Genomic DNA, 20,241 nt, shown 5'->3' with positions numbered 1-20,241 from the left:
AGGTATAGTTTGCAGGCCGCACGTCATGATATGGTGTGCCCTTGGCGAAATAACCTCGTAGAAGGAAGACCGATGCTGACGCTGCTGCAAGATAAAATCGACACCCCGCTGGGGCCGTTGTGGGTCATTTGCGATGAACAATTTAACCTGCGCGCCGTGGAATGGGATCAGCACCGTGATCGTATGGAGCAACTGCTGGACATCCACTACCGTCACGAGGGTTATAATCGCGTTGATGCGCGCGATCCGGGCGGGCTGAGCGCGAAGCTGCGGCAATACTTCGACGGCGATCTTGCGATTATCGATACCCTGCCGACCGCAACCGGCGGTACGCCGTTTCAACGCCAGGTGTGGCAAGCGCTGCGTACGATTCCCTGCGGACAAGTCATGCACTACGGTCAGTTAGCCGAGGTTCTTGGCCGTCCAGGCGCAGCACGCGCGGTCGGTGCGGCAAATGGTTCCAATCCGGTCAGCATCGTGGTTCCCTGCCATCGCGTGATTGGCCGTAACGGCACCATGACCGGCTACGCCGGGGGCGTACAGCGAAAAGAGTGGTTATTGCGCCATGAGGGCTATTTGCTGCTTTGACAGATAATGCCTTTTTTGGAAATTACAGGTAACTTTACAATAATTAATCGCCTAATAATTTTCTTATTATCAAAGAGATATGGCGAGTGATATATTTACCCTTCTAATATTACGTCTTTCCGGGTTTCGAGACTTACTTGCTCCTCAAAAAGATGTTAAAATTGACCAATATCAATTAAAGCTTGAGCAGACATATGATCCCGGAAAAGCGAATTATACGACGCATTCAGTCTGGTGGTTGTGCAATCCATTGTCAGGATTGCAGCATTAGCCAGCTCTGCATCCCCTTTACTTTGAACGAACATGAGCTGGATCAGCTTGATAATATCATCGAGCGCAAGAAGCCTATTCAGAAAGGGCAAACCCTGTTCAAAGCGGGTGATGAGCTGAAGTCGCTGTACGCTATCCGTTCAGGGACCATCAAAAGCTACACCATCACCGAACAAGGCGATGAGCAGATTACTGGCTTCCATCTGGCGGGTGATTTGGTCGGTTTTGACGCCATTGGCACCGCCCTGCACCCAAGCTTTGCGCAGGCGCTGGAAACCTCGATGGTATGCGAAATTCCGTTCGAAACGCTGGATGATCTTTCCGGTAAAATGCCGAACCTGCGTCAGCAGATGATGCGCCTGATGAGCGGCGAGATCAAAGGCGATCAGGACATGATCCTGTTGCTTTCCAAAAAGAACGCAGAAGAACGGTTGGCGGCGTTTATCTACAACCTGTCCCGCCGTTTCGCGCAGCGCGGCTTCTCACCACGTGAGTTTCGCCTGACCATGACGCGTGGCGACATCGGCAACTATCTGGGCCTGACAGTAGAAACCATCAGCCGTCTGCTCGGTCGTTTCCAGAAAAGCGGTATGCTGGCGGTGAAAGGGAAATATATCACCATCGAAAACAGCGATCTGCTGGCGCAACTGGCAGGCCAGGCGCGCAACGTCGCCTGATTTATCTCCGCTAGACTTTCTTCTACCTTGTGCCGGATCGACATTTTTTTCTAATTTGTTGATCTGGCCAGGGTCATCCCCTGTTTCAATTCATCCATATAGGTTATCTTTTTAAATACTGACTGTAGCTACAGCTGTAAGGAGACCCTGTATGGCGAAGTATCAGAACATGCTGGTAGTAATCGACCCTAACCAGGACGACCAGCCTGCATTACGGCGCGCGGTGTATCTGCACCAACGGATTGGTGGACGCATCAAAGCCTTTTTGCCGATCTATGATTTTTCCTACGAAATGACCACCCTGCTGTCGCCCGACGAGCGGACGGCGATGCGCCAGGGCGTGATTAGCCAACGCAGCGCCTGGATCCGTGAACAGGCCAAGTTTTATATTGAATCCGGGGTGCCAATCGATATCAAAGTGGTATGGCACAACCGCCCCTTTGAAGCCATCATTCAGGAAATCATCAGCGATAAACACGACCTGCTGCTGAAAATGGCCCATCAGCACGACAAACTCGAAGCGGTCATCTTCACACCGACCGACTGGCACCTGCTGCGCAAATGTCCATGTCCGGTGTGGATGGTTAAAGATCAGCCCTGGCCGGAAGGCGGTAAAGCGCTGGTGGCGGTTAATCTGGCCAGTGAAGAGAACTATCACAACGCCCTCAATGAAAAACTGGTGCGGGAGACCATCGCCCTCGCCGATCAGGTTAATCATACCGAAGTACATCTGGTTGGCGCCTATCCGGTGACGCCTATCAACATCGCCATTGAATTACCTGATTTTGACCCGAGCATCTATAACGATGCGATTCGCGGCCAGCATCTACTGGCAATGAAAGCGCTGCGCCAGAAATTCAGCATTGATGAAAGCCGCACCCACGTAGAGAAAGGGCTGCCTGAAGAGGTTATCCCTGATTTAGCTGAACACCTGCAGGCCGGGATTGTGGTGCTGGGCACCGTTGGCCGCACCGGCATCTCTGCCGCGTTTCTCGGCAATACCGCGGAACAGGTTATCGACCACCTGCGCTGCGACCTGCTGGTACTGAAACCTGAAGCTTATCAAACTCCAGTTGAACTGGACGATGAAGACGACGACTAACAGCGTCTCATCAGGTTTGAAATATTATCTAACGTCCCCCGCCCGCCGGGGGATTTTTTTGCCGCGCCCGCAAAAAAGAAAAAGGGCCTTACGGCCCGGGATATCAACGCTAATTTAATAAACTTACAGAATGCGTTAGTGGATACCTAAACGCCAGGCCAGGTCGATCTCTTCTTTCAGCTCCATCGATGAAAGCGACATCAGATCGGCAAACTCGAGCTCGAGGAGTTTGAGCTTCTTCAGGTACTGCGCGGGAGTCATAACGGAAGTGTCGCGGCGCAGGTACTCGATGGCCATCTGCGTGGGGGTTAACTCGGTATCCATAATATCCTCAGTGTGGTGAAAAAACAGGCATAGTATAACACCCATCACCGTTCACTTTATGAGCAAAATCATGGTTTCACTGCCTATATAAAAAAGCCGTCTCAACAGAGACGGCTTAGAGCGTTGCGCTATTACAGCGCTTTCAGAATGGCATCCACGCTGGCTTTAGCGTCGCCAAACAGCATGTGGGTGTTCTCTTTGAAGAACAGCGGATTCTGCACGCCAGCATAGCCGGTGTTCATCGAACGTTTGAAGACCACCACGTTCTGCGCCTTCCACACTTCCAGCACCGGCATACCGGCGATCGGGCTCTTCGGATCGTCCTGCGCCGCTGGGTTGACGGTGTCGTTCGCGCCGATCACCAGTACGGTATCGGTATCGGCGAAATCATCGTTGATTTCGTCCATTTCCAGCACCACGTCATACGGAACCTTCGCTTCCGCCAGCAGCACGTTCATGTGCCCCGGCAGTCGCCCGGCGACCGGATGGATCCCGAAGCGCACCTTGATACCGCGCGCACGCAGCTTCTCAGTGATTTCCGCGACCGGATACTGCGCCTGCGCCACCGCCATACCGTAGCCCGGGGTGATGATCACGGAATGCGAGTTTTTCAGCATTTCCGCCGTTTCTTCAGCGCTGATTTCACGATGCTCACCGACTTCTTCATCGCCGCTGGAACTGCCGCCATCGGTGCCGAAACCGCCGGCGATAACGCTGATAAACGAACGGTTCATCGCCTTACACATAATGTAGGAGAGGATCGCACCGGAAGAACCCACCAGCGCGCCGGTCACGATCAGCAGGTCGTTGCTGAGCATAAAGCCCGCCGCCGCCGCCGCCCAACCGGAGTACGAGTTCAGCATCGATACCACGACCGGCATATCCGCGCCGCCGATAGACGCCACCAGGTGCCAGCCGAACGCGAGGGCGATAATGGTCATCACCAGCAGGCACAGTACCTGCGTTCCGGTGCTGTCGGTACGCACGAAGGCCACCAGCAGCAGGAAGGAGATAACCAGCGCCGCCAGGTTCAGCTTATGGCGATTCGGCAGCATCAGCGGTTTTGACGAAATTTTGCCGCGCAGCTTACCAAAGGCAACGATCGAGCCGGTGAAGGTCACGGCGCCGATAAAGATGCCGAGGAACACTTCGGTCAGGTGAATATTCGCCAGCACCTGATCGAGGCCCGGTCCGTGGTCGAGATAGCTGTTGAAGCCAACCAGCACCGCCGCCAGACCAACGAAGCTATGCAGTACCGCCACCAGCTCCGGCATCTCGGTCATTTCGACTTTCTTCGCCAGGCGGATACCAATCGCCCCGCCGATAACCATCGCCACGATTATCCAGCCGACATTACCGCTGTCCGGCCCAAAGATGGTGGCAATCAGCGCAATCGCCATCCCAGCGATGCCGTACAGGTTGCCCTGCTTCGACGTTTCGTGCTTTGACAGCCCCGCAAGGCTAAAGATAAACAGAATAGCGGCAACAATGTATGCAGCTGTAACTAATCCTCCAGACATGTGCTACCCCTTAGTTTTTGCGGAACATTTTCAGCATGCGCTGAGTGACGGTGAAACCACCAAAAATATTAATGCTGGCGATCAGCACCGCGATAAAGCTCAAGAAGCTGACCCAGCCGCCGTGCCCTATCTGCAGCAATGCCCCAACGACAATAATCCCTGAAATGGCGTTGGTTACCGACATGAGCGGCGTGTGCAGCGCGTGCGACACGTTCCACACCACGTAGTAGCCGACTACGCAGGAGAGCGCGAAGACGGTAAAGTGACCAAGAAACTCTTTCGGCGCGACGTTCGCCAGCCAGCCAAAGAGGATAATCGCCAGCGCCATCAGCGCGTATTTACGCCACGGCGAACCTGGTTTGGCCTCCTCTTTTGGCGCTTCGACGGTTTTCGTCGCCGCCTGAGGCTGCGCGGATACCTGAATCGGCGGCGCCGGCCAGGTAATTTCGCCCTCGCGGACCACGGTAACGCCACGTACCACCACATCGTCGAAATCGATGGTGATATTCCCGTCTTTATCCTTGCACAGCAGCTTCAGCAGGTTTACCAGGTTAGTGCCGTAGAGCTGAGAAGATTGCGTCGGCAGACGACCCGGCAGGTCGGTATAACCGATAATTTTCACGCCATTAGCGGTGGTCACGACTTCGCCCGGCACGGTGTATTCACAGTTGCCGCCGTTTTGCGACGCCAGGTCGACGACTACGCTGCCCGACTTCATGGAGTCAACCATTTCGCGGGTAATCAGCTTCGGCGCCGGTTTACCCGGGATCAGCGCGGTGGTGACAATGATATCGACATCTTTAGCCTGTGCGGCGAACAGCGCCATTTCGGCTTTGATAAAGGCTTCAGACATGACTTTGGCATAACCGTCGCCGCTGCCCGCTTCTTCTTTAAAGTCCAGTTCAAGGAACTCGGCGCCCATACTCTGCACCTGTTCTTTCACTTCCGGACGGGTATCGAAGGCGCGGACGATGGCGCCGAGGCTGTTCGCCGCGCCAATCGCCGCCAGGCCGGCAACGCCTGCGCCGATTACCATCACCTTCGCCGGCGGTACTTTACCTGCCGCTGTGATCTGCCCGGTAAAGAAACGACCGAATTCGTGCGCCGCTTCGACAATCGCGCGATAACCAGCGATGTTGGCCATCGAACTCAGCGCATCTAACGACTGGGCGCGGGAAATACGCGGCACCGAGTCCATCGCCATCACGTTGATACCGCGAGCGGCCAGCTTTTCCATGAGATCCGGATTCTGCGCCGGCCAGATGAAACTCACCAGCGTAGTGCCCGGGTTGAGCTTCGCAATTTCCGCATCGCTCGGCGCATTAACCTTGAGGATGACGTCGGAGTGCCAGACGTTATCCGCGCTGACGATTTCCGCGCCCGCCTGTTCGAAGGCTTCATCGTCGAAGCTCGCCAGTTTCCCGGCTCCGCTCTCGACCGCCACGCTAAACCCGAGCTTAAGCAGCTGCTCGACCGTCTTCGGCGTCGCAGCGGCCCGGGTTTCCTGAGCTAAGCTCTCTTTTGGTATCCCAATTCGCATAGTTTTCCCTTCCATCGGTTTTTGATGATGGTTTATTTTTTTCACAAATGCGCCAGCGGCGGCGCAAAAACGCCGCACAGGTATTCATCTGGAAAATGAAACAGTAACAAACTTTTTATAACCTACTGAAAATACCGATTGTGATCTACATCGTTAAAACAGAATTTTTGATTTTATTGAGAAAAATTAGTCCTGACTGCGTCAGGCAGCAATATTTGCCTTAATTTTATGCGAGAACCTGATAATTCGCTTACCTTTGGGATTAATTCGCCATTTATTACCGCCAGTATCATTGCATTAACATTACGTTAACTTATAAAAGTGATATTGATTATCGATTTTGCTGTTCAAGGGGCTGTTTTTTCAACATATCAGTATTTGTTATATTTTTGTAACGAACGATTCGGGCGGGAAGTGAAAAATGACGCAGACAGTTACGTTGTTTAAATGCAATAATCACCTGTTTTCAGTCAACAACAATACCAGTACATGGTTTGCGCAAGGCAAAGGATTATTTTTATGAAGCTTAAGAACACACTCCTGGCGTCTGCTCTTCTGGCTACCACCGCGTTGTCTGCCCATGCAGCGACCGAGCTGACTCCGGAGCAAGCGGCAGCGCTGAAGCCCTATGACCGCGTCGTCGTCACTGGCCGTTTTAACGCGATTGGCGATGCCGTACAGGCGGTTTCCCGTAAGGCGGATAAAGATGGCGCAGCTTCCTTTTATGTTGTCGACACCTCAGATTTCGGCAACGGCGGCAACTGGCGCGTAACGGCGGATTTTTATAAAGAAAACGCCCCGCAGGCGGATACCCCGAAAAACCGTATTATTAACGGCGTGATGGAACTGCCGAAAGATCAGGCCGTCGCGCTGATGCCATATGACACCGTGACCGTGCAGGGCTTCTATCGTAGCCAGCCGGAAGTCAACGACGCCATCGCCAAAGCGGCAAAAGCTAAAGGCGCGTATGCCTTCTTCATCGTCCGCCAGGTTGACGCCAACCAGGGCGGCAACCAGCGCATCACCGCTTATATTTATAAAAAGGATGCGCAGAAGCGCGTACTACAGAGCCCGGATGCGATTCCTGCTGATTCTGAAGCCGGTCGCGCCGCTCTGGCGAAAGGCGGCGAAGCGGCTAAAAACGTCGAAATCCCAGGCGTGGCCTCCTCCGCCGCGGTCGGCGCCGGTACCGGCGTAGGTCTGTTCTACGAAACCCAATCGTCGAAAGGCGGACGTTACACTGTCACCCTGCCGGACGGCACGAAAGTTGAAGAGGTGAACAAAATCACCGCCGCGCAGATGGTGCCGTTTGATAGCATCAAATTCACCGGTAACTATGGCAACATGACGGAAATCTCCTATCAGACCGCGAAACGCGCGGCCAAGAAAGGGGCGAAATACTACCACATCACCCGCCAGTGGCAGGAACGTGGCGGTAATATCACCATCAGCGCCGACCTGTATAAGTAATCGGTTTCAGCTGCTCAAAAAGGCGACATCACGTCGCCTTTTTGCATTTTTTCGCCCGCCGCCATTGCATGCGTACAAGACACTCCGTAAAATCCCGCGCCTTAGCGTAATCCTCCATTTTTATGCGATTTCGCCAAATAAATATTCTTGATTCACTGTTGCCACCTCGGGAATACAATGGAAAAGAAACTGGGCCTTAGCGCCCTGACCGCACTGGTACTCAGCTCCATGCTGGGCGCGGGCGTTTTCAGTTTGCCGCAAAACATGGCTGCCGTTGCCAGCCCATCCGCTCTGCTTATCGGCTGGGCCATCACCGGCGTCGGGATTTTATTCCTCGCTTTCGCCATGCTATTGCTGACCCGAATCCGTCCGGAACTGGACGGCGGTATCTTTACCTATGCTCGCGAAGGTTTTGGCGAACTGATCGGTTTCTGTTCCGCCTGGGGTTACTGGCTGTGCGCGGTGATTGCCAATGTCTCCTACCTGGTAATCGTCTTCTCGGCCCTGAGTTTCTTCACCGATACGCCGGAGATGCGTATTTTTGGTGACGGTAACACCTGGCAGGCGATCGTCGGCGCGTCCGTGCTGCTATGGGTGGTGCATTTTCTGGTGCTGCGTGGGGTCCAGACCGCGGCAGGCATTAACCTGGTGGCGACGCTGGCTAAACTGTTGCCGCTCGGCGCTTTCGTAGCGCTGGCCGCTATCGCGTTCCGGCTCGATACTTTCCGCCTCGATTTCAGCGGTATCGCTCTCGGCGTACCGGTATGGGAACAGGTGAAAAACACCATGCTGATCACCCTGTGGGTATTTATCGGCGTGGAGGGCGCGGTCGTGGTTTCCGCCCGCGCCCGTCATAAGCGCGACGTTGGTCGCGCGACGCTACTGGCGGTGGTCTCGGCGCTGGCGGTTTATCTGCTGGTCACCCTGCTGTCGCTGGGCGTTGTCGCCCGCCCAGAACTGGCTGAAATGCGCAACCCGTCGATGGCTGGCCTGATGGTCAAGATGATGGGGTCATGGGGCGAGGTAGTGATCGCCGCGGGATTAATTATCTCCGTCTGCGGCGCCTATTTAAGCTGGACCATTATGGCCGCCGAAGTGCCGTATCTGGCGGCGACGCACAAAGCGTTCCCGCGCCTGTTCGCCAAAACTAATAAGAATAATGCGCCCTCTTCCTCGCTGTGGTTGACCAACATCAGCGTGCAGATTTGTCTGGTGCTGATTTGGCTTACCGGATCTGACTACGGTACCCTGCTAACCATCGCCTCAGAAATGATTCTGGTGCCCTATTTCCTCGTCGGCGCTTTCCTGCTTAAGATTGCCGTGCGTCCTTTACACAAAGCCGTGGGTGTCGGCGCGTGCGTTTATGGCTTATGGTTATTGTATGCGTCCGGTCCTGTGCATTTGCTATTGTCGGTGGTACTTTACGCTCCGGGTCTTCTGGTTTTCCTGTACGCCCGGCGTACTCACCAGCACGATCGCATGCTCAAACGCCGTGAAATGGCATTAATTGGTTTTTTGCTGGTTGCCGCCGTTCCGGCAACGTGGATGCTGGTGGGGTAAGCGGTTGCCCTACCGCTGAACTTGAAAGGAGATACCCATGGCTGAAGCACAGCCTCGTCCGGTCCTGATCACGGGAGCAGGCCGCCGTATCGGCCTCGCTCTGGCACACCATTTTTTAAACCAGCAGCAACCGGTGATCGTCAGCTATCGCCAGCATTATCCTTCGATTGACACCCTGCGCGAAGCCGGCGCGGTGTGTCTGCAGGCCGATTTCAGCAGCGACGACGGTATTCTTACCTTCGCGGAAGCGGTGAAAGCGCAGACCAGCGGGCTGCGTGCGATTATTCATAACGCCAGTGATTGGATGGCGGAAAAACCCGGTGTGCCGTTATCCACGGTGATATCGCGGATGATGCAAATTCATGTCCACGCGCCCTATTTGCTTAACCACGCGCTGGAGAGCCTGCTGCGCGGTTTTGGTCACGCGGCCAGCGATATTATTCATATTACCGACTACGTAGTGGAACGCGGCAGCGATAAGCATATCGCCTATGCCGCCAGTAAAGCGGCGCTTGATAATATGACCCGCTCTTTCGCCCGTAAGCTGGCCCCGGAAGTAAAGGTCAACGCCATCGCGCCATCGCTGATTATGTTCAACGAGCATGATGACGCTGAATATCGTAAACAGGCGCTGGATAAATCGCTGATGAAAATCGCGCCGGGTGAAAAAGAGATTATCGACCTCATCGATTATCTGTTCACCAGTTGCTACGTCACCGGCCGCTCTTTCGCTGTCGACGGCGGCCGACCGCTGCGCTAGTGGAAACGGCTCCAGCCGAGGATGAGCAGCCAGGCCGCTAGGCTCCAGCAGATCACCGCGCCTGCCAGCGCGTAAGGCAGGCGCATTACGCCAGTGAAGTACCATAACGAAAGTAAGTAGATAAAATACGGTATGATTGACCACATACCGAAGACAATAGTCGTGCGTAGCGCTTCAATGCCGCGCTCGCTGGCGACGATATAGTGGGCAATAAGCGCGAAGGTCGGAAATAACGGAATTAAGCCGGCAATATAGTAATTTTTGGTTTTTGACAGTACGCCTATCAGTACCACCACCAGCGCTCCCAGCAGCGCTTTAATCAACAGCCCCATTTTATGCCTTAACATTTGAACAACAATTTCTACCAGCATAACGGAAGAACATTTGTTTATGAAAGATTAATGGCAGGCAATTTGCGGGCGGTGTATGTTAGCTTTTTAATTTATACGCGTAAGATATGAATAAGATCGTTTTTGTTGAGGATGAGCCCGAAGTTGGCGCGCTTATCGCCGCCTATCTGGGAAAACATGATATGGACGTGGTTGTTGAGCCGCGCGGCGACCGGGCCGAAGAGGTTATTGCTCGTGAACAACCCGATCTGGTACTGCTGGATATCATGCTGCCTGGCAAAGACGGGATGACGCTGTGCCGCGACCTGCGCAGCCAGTGGCAGGGTCCGATCGTGTTGCTGACCTCGCTCGATAGCGATATGAACCATATTCTGTCGTTGGAGATGGGCGCCAGTGATTACATCCTCAAAACCACCCCACCTGCGGTGCTGCTGGCCCGCTTGCGTTTGCATCTGCGCCAGCACGTGGCTTCGCCGTCGATGCCCGCTCCCGCAACCCTGACGCCGCATAAAGCCATTGTTTTTGGTTCGCTGTCGATCGACCCGGTTAACCGTCAGGTATTGCTCGGCGGCGACAACGTGGCTTTATCCACCGCCGATTTCGACCTGCTGTGGGAACTGGCGACCCATGCCGGGCAGATTATGGATCGCGATGCGCTGTTGAAAAATCTCCGCGGCGTCAGCTACGACGGCATGGATCGCAGCGTCGATGTCGCGATTTCACGCCTGCGTAAAAAGCTGCTCGACAACGCCACCGAGCCCTACCGCATCAAGACGGTGCGCAACAAAGGCTATCTGTTTGCCCCGCACGCCTGGGATAATTAATCCGCGTCAGGAATAGACCGACATCACACCGTGTAGTCGGTCTTGAAATTCAGCGTATTTCTCTCTGAATGCCATTTCGTCGTTTTCGTCATACCAGCGTACGACCTCACCGCTGGCGAGGAAATGATCCAGTAGTTCGCCGCTCGCCTGAATCCATTGCGGTAAGCCATCGACCTGTAGACTCCAGCCTCCCGGATGATAATGGATGAAATCGTTACGCAGCTGGTGAAGCTTGCCCACCGCCACCGTACAGACTTCGCTGGGTGTGAAGGCGCTGCTCTCCCTCGTCGCACGGTATAGCGCCATGAAGGACGGCAGCTGCAGTTTATTGATGTTGGAGAAATCGTCGTTACAGATTTGCTGGAAGATTTCTTGTGTCGACGCTTTACCGTCGGCCAGGTAGACCTGAAAGTCATTGCCCTGACACAGCGCCAACACCATCGCGTTCTGCAGGATGCTGTGCCAGCCGGTAATCACCCACTTCCACTGATAAGGGTCGGCGATCGCCTGCATATGGCTCAGGACCATATCGAAGGTTTTCAAAATCTCAACATCATTACCAGTATGCAAATACACGGGCTGAGTCATCTGGCGCTCTCCATCATTTAAGGGGCGCTTAAATTAACAGAGAGGCTGGCACCTGACAGGCCGGGGAAATGGCACAATACGGCTATCGGTCATTTGGCCTGGCGTGTCGGTGAGAACTTTGCCGAGCGGGATCCTTCTCCTGTAGAATCTTTTGACGCAAGATAACCCAGTTAATGACCGGTGATGATTAATGAAAAAACTGTTTGTGCAGTTTTACCTTTTGCTGTTCGTCTGCTTCCTGGTCATGACCATGCTGGTCGGCCTGGTGTATAAATTCACCGCCGAGCGCGCCGGACGCCAGTCGCTGGACGATCTGATGAAAAGCTCGCTCTATCTGATGCGCAGCGAACTGCGCGAGATCCCGCCGCGCGACTGGAGCAACACGCTGAAAGAGCTGGACCTCAACCTCTCTTTCGATCTGCACATTGAACCGTTAAGCAAGTTCAAGCTCTCGGAAAGCTCGATGCAGCATCTGCGCGCGGGCGATATCGTGGCGCTGGACGATCAGTACACCTTTATTCAACGCATCCCGCGCAGCCATTACGTCCTGTCGGTCGGCCCGGTGCCCTATCTCTATTTTTTGCATGAGATGCGCCTGCTGGACGTCGCGCTGATGGCGTTTATCGCTATTTCACTGGCTTTCCCGGTGTTTATCTGGATGCGTCCGCACTGGCAGGATATGTTGCGTATCGAAACCGCCGCACAGCGCTTCGGCGAAGGCCATTTTAGCGAGCGCATCCATTTCGATAGCATGTCGAGCTTCGAGCGACTCGGCGTGGCCTTTAACCAGATGGCGGATAATATCAACGCCCTGATAGCCAGTAAAAAACAGCTTATTGACGGTATCGCCCATGAACTACGCACGCCGCTGGTGCGCCTGCGCTATCGCCTGGAGATGAGCGAAAATCTGACCGAGGCCGAGTCGCTGGCTCTCAACCGCGATATCGGGCAACTAGAAGCGCTGATTGAAGAACTGCTCACCTACGCGCGCCTCGATCGCCCGCAGAACGAACTCAACCTGACTACCCCGGATTTCCCGGCCTGGATCCGCGCGCACGTCGAGGATATACAACTGGTCAATCCGCAGCGTGAAGTCGCGTTGCGCCAGCTTACGGCGGGCGACTACGGCGCGCTGGATATGCGTTTAATGGAGCGCGTGCTGGATAACCTGGTTAATAATGCCCTGCGCTACAGTCAGCAACATATTCAAATTGGCCTGTCGCTGGCCGGTTCAAGGGCGACGCTGCGAGTGGAAGATGATGGCCCGGGTATCGCCCTTGAAGAACGCGAACGGGTATTCGAGCCGTTTGTCCGTCTCGATCCCAGCCGCGATCGCGCCACCGGCGGCTGCGGCCTGGGGCTGGCGATTGTACACAGTATTGCTCAGGCGATGTCCGGTGAAGTCCACTGCGACGAAAGCTCGCTTGGCGGCGCGGCATTCATTTTCAGCTGGCCCATTTACCACCAGCTTCCCGCTTTTACCTCTGCTTAGCTGAACTTGCGCAGGCGTCACGGCCTGCGTATAGTTTATACTCAAACAGTATGTTGTAACTAAGGCGGTAATCATGGCTAGCTACGACCTCGTTGCGCGCTTAAATGACACCTTTCGTGAGCTTGAGCGCGAACTACAAACCTTCAAAGCGTCGCTGAGCCGCTGCCGTCTGCTGGCGGCGCGGGTTTTCGAATTACCGGCGGTAAGTAAAGAGGCGGAGCACGCGCCGCTGGATACCATTCAGGTCACCCAGCACGTCGGGCAAAGCGCGCTGGAGATGGCGCTCAGGCACTACAGCCACCTGTTTATCCAACAGCAGTCGGAAAACCGCAGCAGCAAGGCGGCGGTACGCCTCCCCGGGGCGATTTGCCTGGCGGTTGATACGCAACAGCAGGCGGAGCTGCTGGAGAAAATCAGCGCCATTAACGCGCTGAAAGCGGCGTTTGAGAAAAGCGTCACCGTCGATTCCGGATTGCCGGCCGCCGCGCGTTTCGAATGGGTTCACCGCCATCTGCCCGGCCTGATTACCCTTAGCGCCTATCGTACCCTGACGCCGCTGCTCGACCCCAGCACCATCCGCTTCGGCTGGGCCAATAAGCATGTGATTAAAAATCTGACCCGCGATGAAGTATTAATGCAGCTAGAGAAGAGCCTGCAATCGCCGCGCGCGGTGCCGCCCTGGACCCGCGAACAGTGGCAAAGCAAGCTGGAAAGGGAATTTCAGGATATCGCCGCCCTGCCGCAGCGGGCAAAATTGAAAATCAAACGCCCGGTCAAGGTACAGCCGATTGCCAGAGTGTGGTATGCCGGCGAGCAGAAGCAGGTGCAGTACGCCTGCCCCGGCCCGCTAATTGCGCTTATCTCCGGCACGCATGGGGTAAGCGTGCCGGATCTCGGCGAACTTTTGAATTACGATGCCGATAACGTGCAGTACCGCCACAAGCCGCAGGCGCAGTCGTTACGATTACTGATCCCGCGTCTGCATTTATGGCTGGCTAGCGAGTAGCAAGGCTGCCAACCATATCCTGCGGGCGCACCCAGCTATCGAATTCGGCTTCCGTCAGGTAATTAAGCGACAGCGCCGCGGCTTTCAGCGTCAGCCCTTCATGGTGCGCTTTTTTGGCGATCTCCGCCGCTTTATCGTAGCCGATATGGGTATTGAGCGCGGTCACCAGCATCAGCGACTCATTAAGCAACTGGCCGATCCGCTCGCGGTTTGGCTCAATGCCCACCGCGCAGTGCTCATTAAAGCTCTCCATACCGTCCGCCAGCAGGCGTACCGACTGCAGGAAGTTGTGGATGACCATTGGCCGATAGACGTTAAGCTCAAAGTTGCCTGACGCGCCGCCGATATTCACCGCCACGTCGTTACCCATCACCTGACAGCACAACATGGTCAACGCTTCGCACTGCGTCGGGTTGACTTTGCCGGGCATAATGGAGGATCCCGGTTCGTTCTCCGGAATGGCGATTTCCCCTATGCCACAGCGCGGCCCGGAGGCCAGCCAGCGCACATCGTTGGCGATTTTCATCAGCGAAGCCGCCAGCCCTTTCAGCGCGCCGTGGGCATGAACCAGCGCATCCACGGTGGCCAGCGCTTCAAATTTATTGGGCGCGGTGACGAACGGTAGCCCGCTAAGCGATGCCAGTTCCGCCGCCACCCGCACCGCATATTCCGGGTGCGTATTCAAGCCGGTACCAACCGCCGTACCGCCCAGCGCCAGCTCAGCGAGATGCGGCAGGCTGTGTTCAATATGCCGGAGATTATGTTCCAGCATCGCGACCCAACCGGAGATCTCCTGCCCTAACGTCAGCGGCGTAGCGTCCTGCAAGTGAGTGCGGCCAATTTTAACAATGTCCCCGAAGGCCAGCGACTTTTCCTGTAGCGTGTCCCGCAGCACCTGTAGCTGTGGGAGTAGCTTTTCGCGCAGCGCGATTAGCGCCGCGACGTGCATCGCTGTAGGAAAAACATCATTCGAGCTCTGGCTTTTATTGACGTCATCATTGGGGTGAATTTTGCGCGCCATGCCGCGCTCGCCGCCAAGCAACTCGCTCGCACGGTTAGCCAGTACTTCGTTCATATTCATGTTGCTTTGGGTACCGGAGCCGGTTTGCCAGATAGCTAACGGAAACTCCTGCGCATGCTTGCCGGCGAGAACTTCATCGGCGGCGGCGATGATGGCGCCCGCTTTGTCCGCCGCCAGCAGGCCCAGGTCCTGGTTCACCTTCGCCGCCGCGCGCTTGGTCAGCGCCAGCGCGTAGATCATTTCACCAGGCATTTTCTCCGTTGAGATACGGAAATGCTCAAGCGAGCGCTGGGTCTGCGCGCCCCAAAGTTTATCGGCCGGGACGTCGATGGCGCCCATCGAGTCTTTTTCACTGCGATGCGTTGTCATTACTTTCTCCTTGGATTCAAAGTGCGTCATAGCGACAAGCTCACCTGCTTAAAGGATTAAGTATTAACCAGAATTATTAGTTGTTTTAGTCGTTCGTGCCGCTAAAGCGGCCCAAACAAAAACCGCCCCGAAGGGCGGTGTCGTTTACTTCACGCAGCGCGAGCACTGCGATGTCTGGATCTGCTGGAAGAAGTCGTTACCTTTATCATCAACGAGGATAAAGGCCGGGAAATCTTCCACTTCGATTTTCCAGATAGCTTCCATTCCCAGCTCCGGATAAGCCACGCACTCAAGGCTGCGGATACTCTGCTGCGCAAGAACTGCCGCCGGGCCGCCGATACTACCGAGATAGAAACCGCCGTGTTTGTGGCAGGCATCGGTCACCTGCTGGCTACGGTTACCCTTGGCCAGCATGATTTTACTCGCACCATGCGATTGCAACAGATCGACATACGAGTCCATGCGGCCAGCGGTCGTCGGCCCCAGAGAACCGGAGGCGTAACCATCCGGCGTCTTCGCCGGGCCGGCGTAGTAGATAGGGTGATCTTTGACATACTGCGGCAGCGCTTCGCCATTATCAATAAGCTCTTTCAGCTTGGCATGGGCAATATCACGAGCCACGATGATTGTGCCGCTCAGCGACAGACGAGTCGACACCGGATACTGCGACAGCAGCGCCAGGATCTCGCTCATCGGCTGATTGAGGTTCACCTTCACGGCTTCGCCTTCACCGGCCTGGCGCAGATGTTCAGGGATATATTTCCCTGGATTGCTCTCCAGTTTCTCCAGCCAAATGCCGTCGCGGTTGATTTTAGCTTTGATGTTACGGTCGGCAGAACAGGAGACCCCCATCCCCACCGGACAGGACGCGCCGTGACGCGGCAGGCGGACCACGCGGATATCGTGGGCGAAGTATTTGCCGCCAAACTGCGCGCCGAGGCCGAGGTTCTGCGCTTCCAGCAGCAGCTCTTGCTCCAGCTGCACATCGCGGAACGCCTGGCCATGTTCGTTACCTTCGGTCGGCAGGCCATCGTAGTATTTGGTCGAGGCCAATTTCACCGTCTTCAGCGTGGCTTCCGCAGAGGTGCCGCCAATCACAAAGGCGATATGGTACGGCGGACAAGCTGCGGTACCGAGTGTGCGCATCTTCTCGACGAGGTAGTTTTTCAGCTTCGCCGGGGTGATTAACGCTTTCGTTTCCTGGTAGAGATACGTTTTGTTCGCGGAGCCGCCGCCCTTGGCGATACAGAGGAATTTATACTCATCGCCATCGGTAGCATAAAGATCGATCTGCGCCGGCAGGTTGGTACCGGTGTTGACCTCTTTATACATATCCAGCGGCGCGTTCTGCGAGTAACGCAGATTGTCCTGGATATAGGTGTTGTACACGCCCTGCGCCAGCGCGGCTTCATCGCCGCCGCCGGTCCATACGCGCTGTCCCTTTTTGCCCATGATGATCGCGGTGCCGGTGTCCTGACAGGTCGGCAGAATGCCTTTGGCGGCGATATCGGAGTTACGCAGGAATTGCAGCGCGACGTATTTGTCGTTTTCGCTGGCTTCCGGGTCGTTGAGGATATCCGCGACCTGCTGCTGGTGTGCCGGGCGGAGCATAAAGGAGGCGTCGTGGAACGCGTGTTGGGCCAGTAAGGTTAGCGCCTGAGGTTCAACCTTCAGAACCTCCTGGCCGGCGAATTCGGCGACGGAGACGTAATCACTGCTGAGGAGATAATACTCGGTGTCATCCTTTTTAAGCGGAAAAGGATCCTGATAAACAAACGGTTTGTTCGACATTGTACTCTCACTTACTGCTTGGCTGATTATGTTTCAGGCAGACACTCCATTTGCCTGTAGAAAAGCGAGTCGATCAATCTTACACAATTTTTTAACAAAAACTGAGACAAGGACGACTTTTTCTTTCAGCAGTTGCTTCTCGACGATTTGTTGGTTTAATAGAGCCAACATTTTTATGTGGAAACAGGGATTGAGAATGCAGAAGCTCATTAACTCAGTGCAAAACTATGCATGGGGAAGTCACACCGCGTTAACCGACCTTTACGGTATCGCCAATCCGGACAACCTGCCGATGGCGGAATTGTGGATGGGCGCACATCCCAAAAGCAGTTCGCGGATCCTAAACGCCAACGGCCAGCCGCAGTCGCTGCGCGAGGTCATTGAGGCCGATAAAAATGCCCTCCTCGGCGCTAACGTCGCAGAGCGTTTTGGCGAACTGCCGTTCTTGTTCAAGGTACTGTGCGCCGCCCAGCCGCTCTCCATCCAGGTTCACCCGAACAAACGCGCGTCGGAAATTGGCTTTGCCAAAGAGAACGCCGCGGGTATTCCGCTGGATGCCGCCGAGCGCAACTATAAAGATCCCAATCACAAGCCGGAGCTAGTCTTCGCCCTGACGCCGTTCCTCGCCATGAACGCGTTCCGCGAATTTAATGAAATTGTCGCGCTGCTGCAGCCGGTTGCCGGGGCGCATCCTGCCATCGGCGAATTCATTCAACAGCCGGATGCCGGGCGTTTAAGCCAGCTGTTCGCCAGCCTGCTGAATATGAAAGGTGAGGAAAAAGCGCATGCGCTCAGCGTGCTGCAAAACGCCCTCGACCGCCAACAGGGCGAACCGTGGCAGACCATTCGTCTGATCGCTGAATTCTACCCGGATGACAGCGGCCTCTTCTCCCCGCTGCTGCTCAACGTGGTGAAACTGAACCCTGGCGAAGCGATGTTCCTGTTCGCCGAGACCCCGCACGCCTACCTGCAGGGCGTCGCGCTGGAAGTGATGGCCAATTCGGATAACGTGCTGCGCGCCGGTCTAACGCCGAAGTACATCGATATTCCGGAACTGGTGGCGAACGTGAAATTTGTCGCCAAACCTGCCTCTGAGCTGCTGACTCAGCCGGAACAACACGGCAGCGAGCTGGATTTCCCAATCCCGGTCGATGATTTCGCCTTCTCGTTGCACGAGCTGTCCAGTAATGAGGACTCTCTGGCGCAAGAGAGCGCCGCGATTTTGTTCTGCGTGGAAGGCGAAGCAACGCTACGTAAAGGCGAGCAGCGCCTGACCCTGCAGCCGGGTGAATCGGCGTTTATCGCCTGCAACGAATCACCGGTACAGGTCAGCGGCAACGGTCGTCTGGCGCGCGTGTTCAATAAGCTTAAGTAAGTTACTGAACTTTTAATCCGCAGTTGCTAGACTTCCCCCATCATGACAACACAACCAGGCGGCATGTTCCGCCTGGTTTCATTTATGGACAAATGCTATGAAAAAAACGTTGGTCGCCGCGGGAGTTATCGTCGCGCTCGGAGTCGTCTGGACAGGCGGAGCCTGGTTTACCGGTAAGCAACTGGAAAACCGTATTGCAGAAATGGTACAGCAGGCGAATGCCCAACTGCAGAGCAACGCGCCGGAAGCTGGCGTAGAGTTGAGCTATCAAGACTACCAGCGCGGGTTATTCAGCAGCCATCTGCAATTAGTGGTGAAGCCGCAGGCCGGTAAAGAACACAGTCTATTGGCCGCCGGTCAAAGCCTGGTGTTTGACGAAAAGGTCGATCATGGTCCCTTCCCGCTTGCCTCGTTAAAATCGTTTAACCTTGCGCCGGCAATGGCCTCCGTCAACACCACCCTCGTGAATAACGATGCCAGCAAAGCGCTGTTCGATATTGCTAAAGGACAAACGCCGTTTAACATCGACACCCGCATTGCCTACAGCGGCGATACTCAGTCGGCCATCTTCCTTAACCCGCTGGATTACGCTAAAGACAATGAAAAAGTTATCTTTAGCGGCGGCCAGTTCCAGCTCAATGCCGATCGCGATGGCAAAACTATTAGCCTGAGCGGCGAAGCGGCCAGCGGGCAGATCAACGCGGTCAACGAATACAACCAGAAAGTTCAGCTCAGTTTCAGCAACCTGAAGGCTGACGGCGCCACCGAAATGACCTCCTTTGAGGAACGTATCGGCAAGCAGAAGATTTCCCTTGATAAACTGGCTATCGGCGTTGAAGGTAAAGAGCTGGCACTGTTGGAAGGCATGAATATCGACGGCCGCTCTACGCTCTCCGATGACGGCAAGCGTATCAATAGCCAGCTTGATTACAACCTTAACAGCCTGAAACTGCAAAACCAGGATATGGGCCGCGGCAAACTCACCGTTAAGCTGGATAATCTCGACGGTCAGGCGTGGCATCAATTCAGTCAGCAGTATAACGCCCAGGCGCAGGCGCTGATGGCGAAACCCGAGCTGGCGCAGAATCCGGAGCTTTATCAGCAGGCGTTAACCGAGATCTTCTTTAGCTCGCTGCCAATTCTGTTGAAAGGTAATCCGTCGCTGACGATTTCTCCGCTGAGCTGGCAAAACGCCAAAGGCGAAAGCACCCTGAATCTGTCGGTGCTGATGCAGGATCCGGCGCAAACGACCGCCGCGCCGCAGACCGTCGCCGATGAACTGGACCGCAGCGTTAAATTGCTGGACGGCAAGCTGGTGATCCCGGTGGATATGGCCACCGCCCTGATGACGCAGATTGCCGGGCTGGAAGGCTACCAGCCGGAGGATGCGGCGAAACTTGCCGATCAGCAGGTCAAAGGGCTGGCGGCGATGGGGCAGATGTTCCGTCTGACCACAATGGAAGATAACGCGATTACCTCCAGCCTGCAGTACGCCGACGGCCAGGTCACGCTAAACGGGCAGAAAATGCCGCTGGCTGATTTCGCCGCCATGTTCGGCCTGACGCTCCCCACCGCCGTACCGCAGCAGTAAAAAAATGTCCCGGGCTGCAGTCA

Annotated in this window: 18 protein-coding genes; 11 read left to right on the top strand and 7 right to left on the bottom strand. The window is 55.3% G+C overall.

All coding sequences use genetic code 11. The annotated features are described in order from the left end of the window. Window positions 1-72 precede the first annotated feature (72 nt). From ogt to uspE, 3 genes are all read left to right on the top strand, one after another. Entirely contained in the window at window positions 73-588 is a 516-nt protein-coding gene (gene ogt, locus PGR10_RS02345) for a methylated-DNA--[protein]-cysteine S-methyltransferase (RefSeq protein ID WP_087858504.1), read from the top strand. A 194-nt stretch (window positions 589-782) separates the two neighbouring features. Then, window positions 783-1,535: a fumarate/nitrate reduction transcriptional regulator Fnr gene (gene fnr, locus PGR10_RS02340; protein WP_004862555.1), complete on the top strand. Its 753-nt coding sequence runs from the start codon at window positions 783-785 to the stop codon at window positions 1,533-1,535. A gap of 151 nt (window positions 1,536-1,686) precedes the next feature. Beyond that, window positions 1,687-2,637, top strand: coding sequence for a universal stress protein UspE (gene uspE, locus PGR10_RS02335; RefSeq protein WP_045392393.1), 951 nt, complete (start codon window positions 1,687-1,689; stop codon window positions 2,635-2,637). Between the two features lie 135 nt (window positions 2,638-2,772). On the opposite strand, the gene PGR10_RS02330 is transcribed toward uspE, so the two are convergent. From PGR10_RS02330 to pntA, 3 genes are all read right to left on the bottom strand, one after another. Beyond that, window positions 2,773-2,961 (bottom strand): YdiH family protein, encoded by a 189-nt coding sequence (locus tag PGR10_RS02330; protein WP_045392396.1) that lies wholly within the window; start codon window positions 2,959-2,961, stop codon window positions 2,773-2,775. Window positions 2,962-3,092: 131 nt separating this feature from the next. Further along, complete coding sequence (gene pntB, locus PGR10_RS02325; RefSeq protein ID WP_020078971.1) at window positions 3,093-4,481, bottom strand: Re/Si-specific NAD(P)(+) transhydrogenase subunit beta; 1,389 nt, start codon at window positions 4,479-4,481, stop codon at window positions 3,093-3,095. 10 nt (window positions 4,482-4,491) lie between these two features. Further along, window positions 4,492-6,021, bottom strand: a complete 1,530-nt coding sequence (gene pntA / locus PGR10_RS02320) for a Re/Si-specific NAD(P)(+) transhydrogenase subunit alpha (protein WP_113374689.1) — start codon at window positions 6,019-6,021, stop codon at window positions 4,492-4,494. 519 nt (window positions 6,022-6,540) lie between these two features. On the opposite strand from pntA, the gene ydgH reads away from it, so the two are divergent. The 3 genes from ydgH (at window position 6,541) to folM (ending at window position 9,811) form a co-directional block, all read left to right on the top strand. After that, the gene (ydgH, locus tag PGR10_RS02315; RefSeq protein WP_032711543.1) at window positions 6,541-7,491 is read left to right on the top strand and encodes a DUF1471 family protein YdgH; all 951 of its coding nucleotides are present in this window, start codon (window positions 6,541-6,543) and stop codon (window positions 7,489-7,491) included. Window positions 7,492-7,668: 177 nt separating this feature from the next. Next, the gene (locus PGR10_RS02310) at window positions 7,669-9,051 is read left to right on the top strand and encodes an amino acid permease (RefSeq protein ID WP_015366823.1); all 1,383 of its coding nucleotides are present in this window, start codon (window positions 7,669-7,671) and stop codon (window positions 9,049-9,051) included. A 37-nt stretch (window positions 9,052-9,088) separates the two neighbouring features. Next, the gene (gene folM / locus PGR10_RS02305) at window positions 9,089-9,811 is read left to right on the top strand and encodes a dihydromonapterin reductase (RefSeq protein WP_047064908.1); all 723 of its coding nucleotides are present in this window, start codon (window positions 9,089-9,091) and stop codon (window positions 9,809-9,811) included. Here the strand turns inward: folM and PGR10_RS02300 are convergent. Further along, on the bottom strand, window positions 9,808-10,143 hold the full coding sequence (locus tag PGR10_RS02300) for a GlpM family protein (RefSeq protein ID WP_015366825.1): 336 nt from the start codon (window positions 10,141-10,143) through the stop codon (window positions 9,808-9,810). The genes folM and PGR10_RS02300 overlap by 4 nt on opposite strands. A 125-nt stretch (window positions 10,144-10,268) precedes the next feature. Between PGR10_RS02300 and rstA the strand changes: the two genes are divergently transcribed. Next, complete coding sequence (rstA, locus tag PGR10_RS02295) at window positions 10,269-10,985, top strand: two-component system response regulator RstA (protein WP_032707933.1); 717 nt, start codon at window positions 10,269-10,271, stop codon at window positions 10,983-10,985. A gap of 6 nt (window positions 10,986-10,991) precedes the next feature. Here rstA and PGR10_RS02290 read toward each other — a convergent pair whose 3' ends face one another. Continuing rightward, on the bottom strand, window positions 10,992-11,573 hold the full coding sequence (locus PGR10_RS02290) for a hypothetical protein (protein WP_430922844.1): 582 nt from the start codon (window positions 11,571-11,573) through the stop codon (window positions 10,992-10,994). A 190-nt stretch (window positions 11,574-11,763) separates the two neighbouring features. Between PGR10_RS02290 and rstB the strand changes: the two genes are divergently transcribed. Together rstB and tus are read left to right on the top strand one after the other, a co-directional pair. Beyond that, entirely contained in the window at window positions 11,764-13,065 is a 1,302-nt protein-coding gene (gene rstB, locus PGR10_RS02285; RefSeq protein WP_087858501.1) for a two-component system sensor histidine kinase RstB, read from the top strand. A 73-nt stretch (window positions 13,066-13,138) separates the two neighbouring features. Next, window positions 13,139-14,071, top strand: a complete 933-nt coding sequence (tus, locus tag PGR10_RS02280; protein WP_430915508.1) for a DNA replication terminus site-binding protein — start codon at window positions 13,139-13,141, stop codon at window positions 14,069-14,071. Here tus and fumC read toward each other — a convergent pair. Beyond that, on the bottom strand, window positions 14,061-15,461 hold the full coding sequence (gene fumC, locus PGR10_RS02275) for a class II fumarate hydratase (protein ID WP_430922843.1): 1,401 nt from the start codon (window positions 15,459-15,461) through the stop codon (window positions 14,061-14,063). The genes tus and fumC overlap by 11 nt on opposite strands. 144 nt (window positions 15,462-15,605) lie before the next feature. Beyond that, the gene (fumA, locus tag PGR10_RS02270; protein ID WP_032714392.1) at window positions 15,606-17,252 is read right to left on the bottom strand and encodes a class I fumarate hydratase FumA; all 1,647 of its coding nucleotides are present in this window, start codon (window positions 17,250-17,252) and stop codon (window positions 15,606-15,608) included. A 196-nt stretch (window positions 17,253-17,448) separates the two neighbouring features. On the opposite strand from fumA, the gene manA reads away from it, so the two are divergent. Together manA and PGR10_RS02260 are read left to right on the top strand one after the other, a co-directional pair. Then, window positions 17,449-18,627 (top strand): mannose-6-phosphate isomerase, encoded by a 1,179-nt coding sequence (manA, locus tag PGR10_RS02265; protein ID WP_430922842.1) that lies wholly within the window; start codon window positions 17,449-17,451, stop codon window positions 18,625-18,627. A gap of 97 nt (window positions 18,628-18,724) precedes the next feature. Then, a complete protein-coding gene (locus PGR10_RS02260; RefSeq protein ID WP_430922841.1) occupies window positions 18,725-20,218 on the top strand; it encodes a YdgA family protein in 1,494 nt (497 codons plus the stop codon). Window positions 20,219-20,241: the final 23 nt, after the last annotated feature.

It is taken from the genome of Klebsiella sp. 141198 (assembly GCF_050600785.1).
GTDB classification, from domain to species: domain Bacteria; phylum Pseudomonadota; class Gammaproteobacteria; order Enterobacterales; family Enterobacteriaceae; genus Klebsiella; species Klebsiella aerogenes.
The sequence above is the reverse complement of the archived record's forward strand: the minus strand, read 5'-3'. Positions and strand labels throughout refer to the sequence as shown.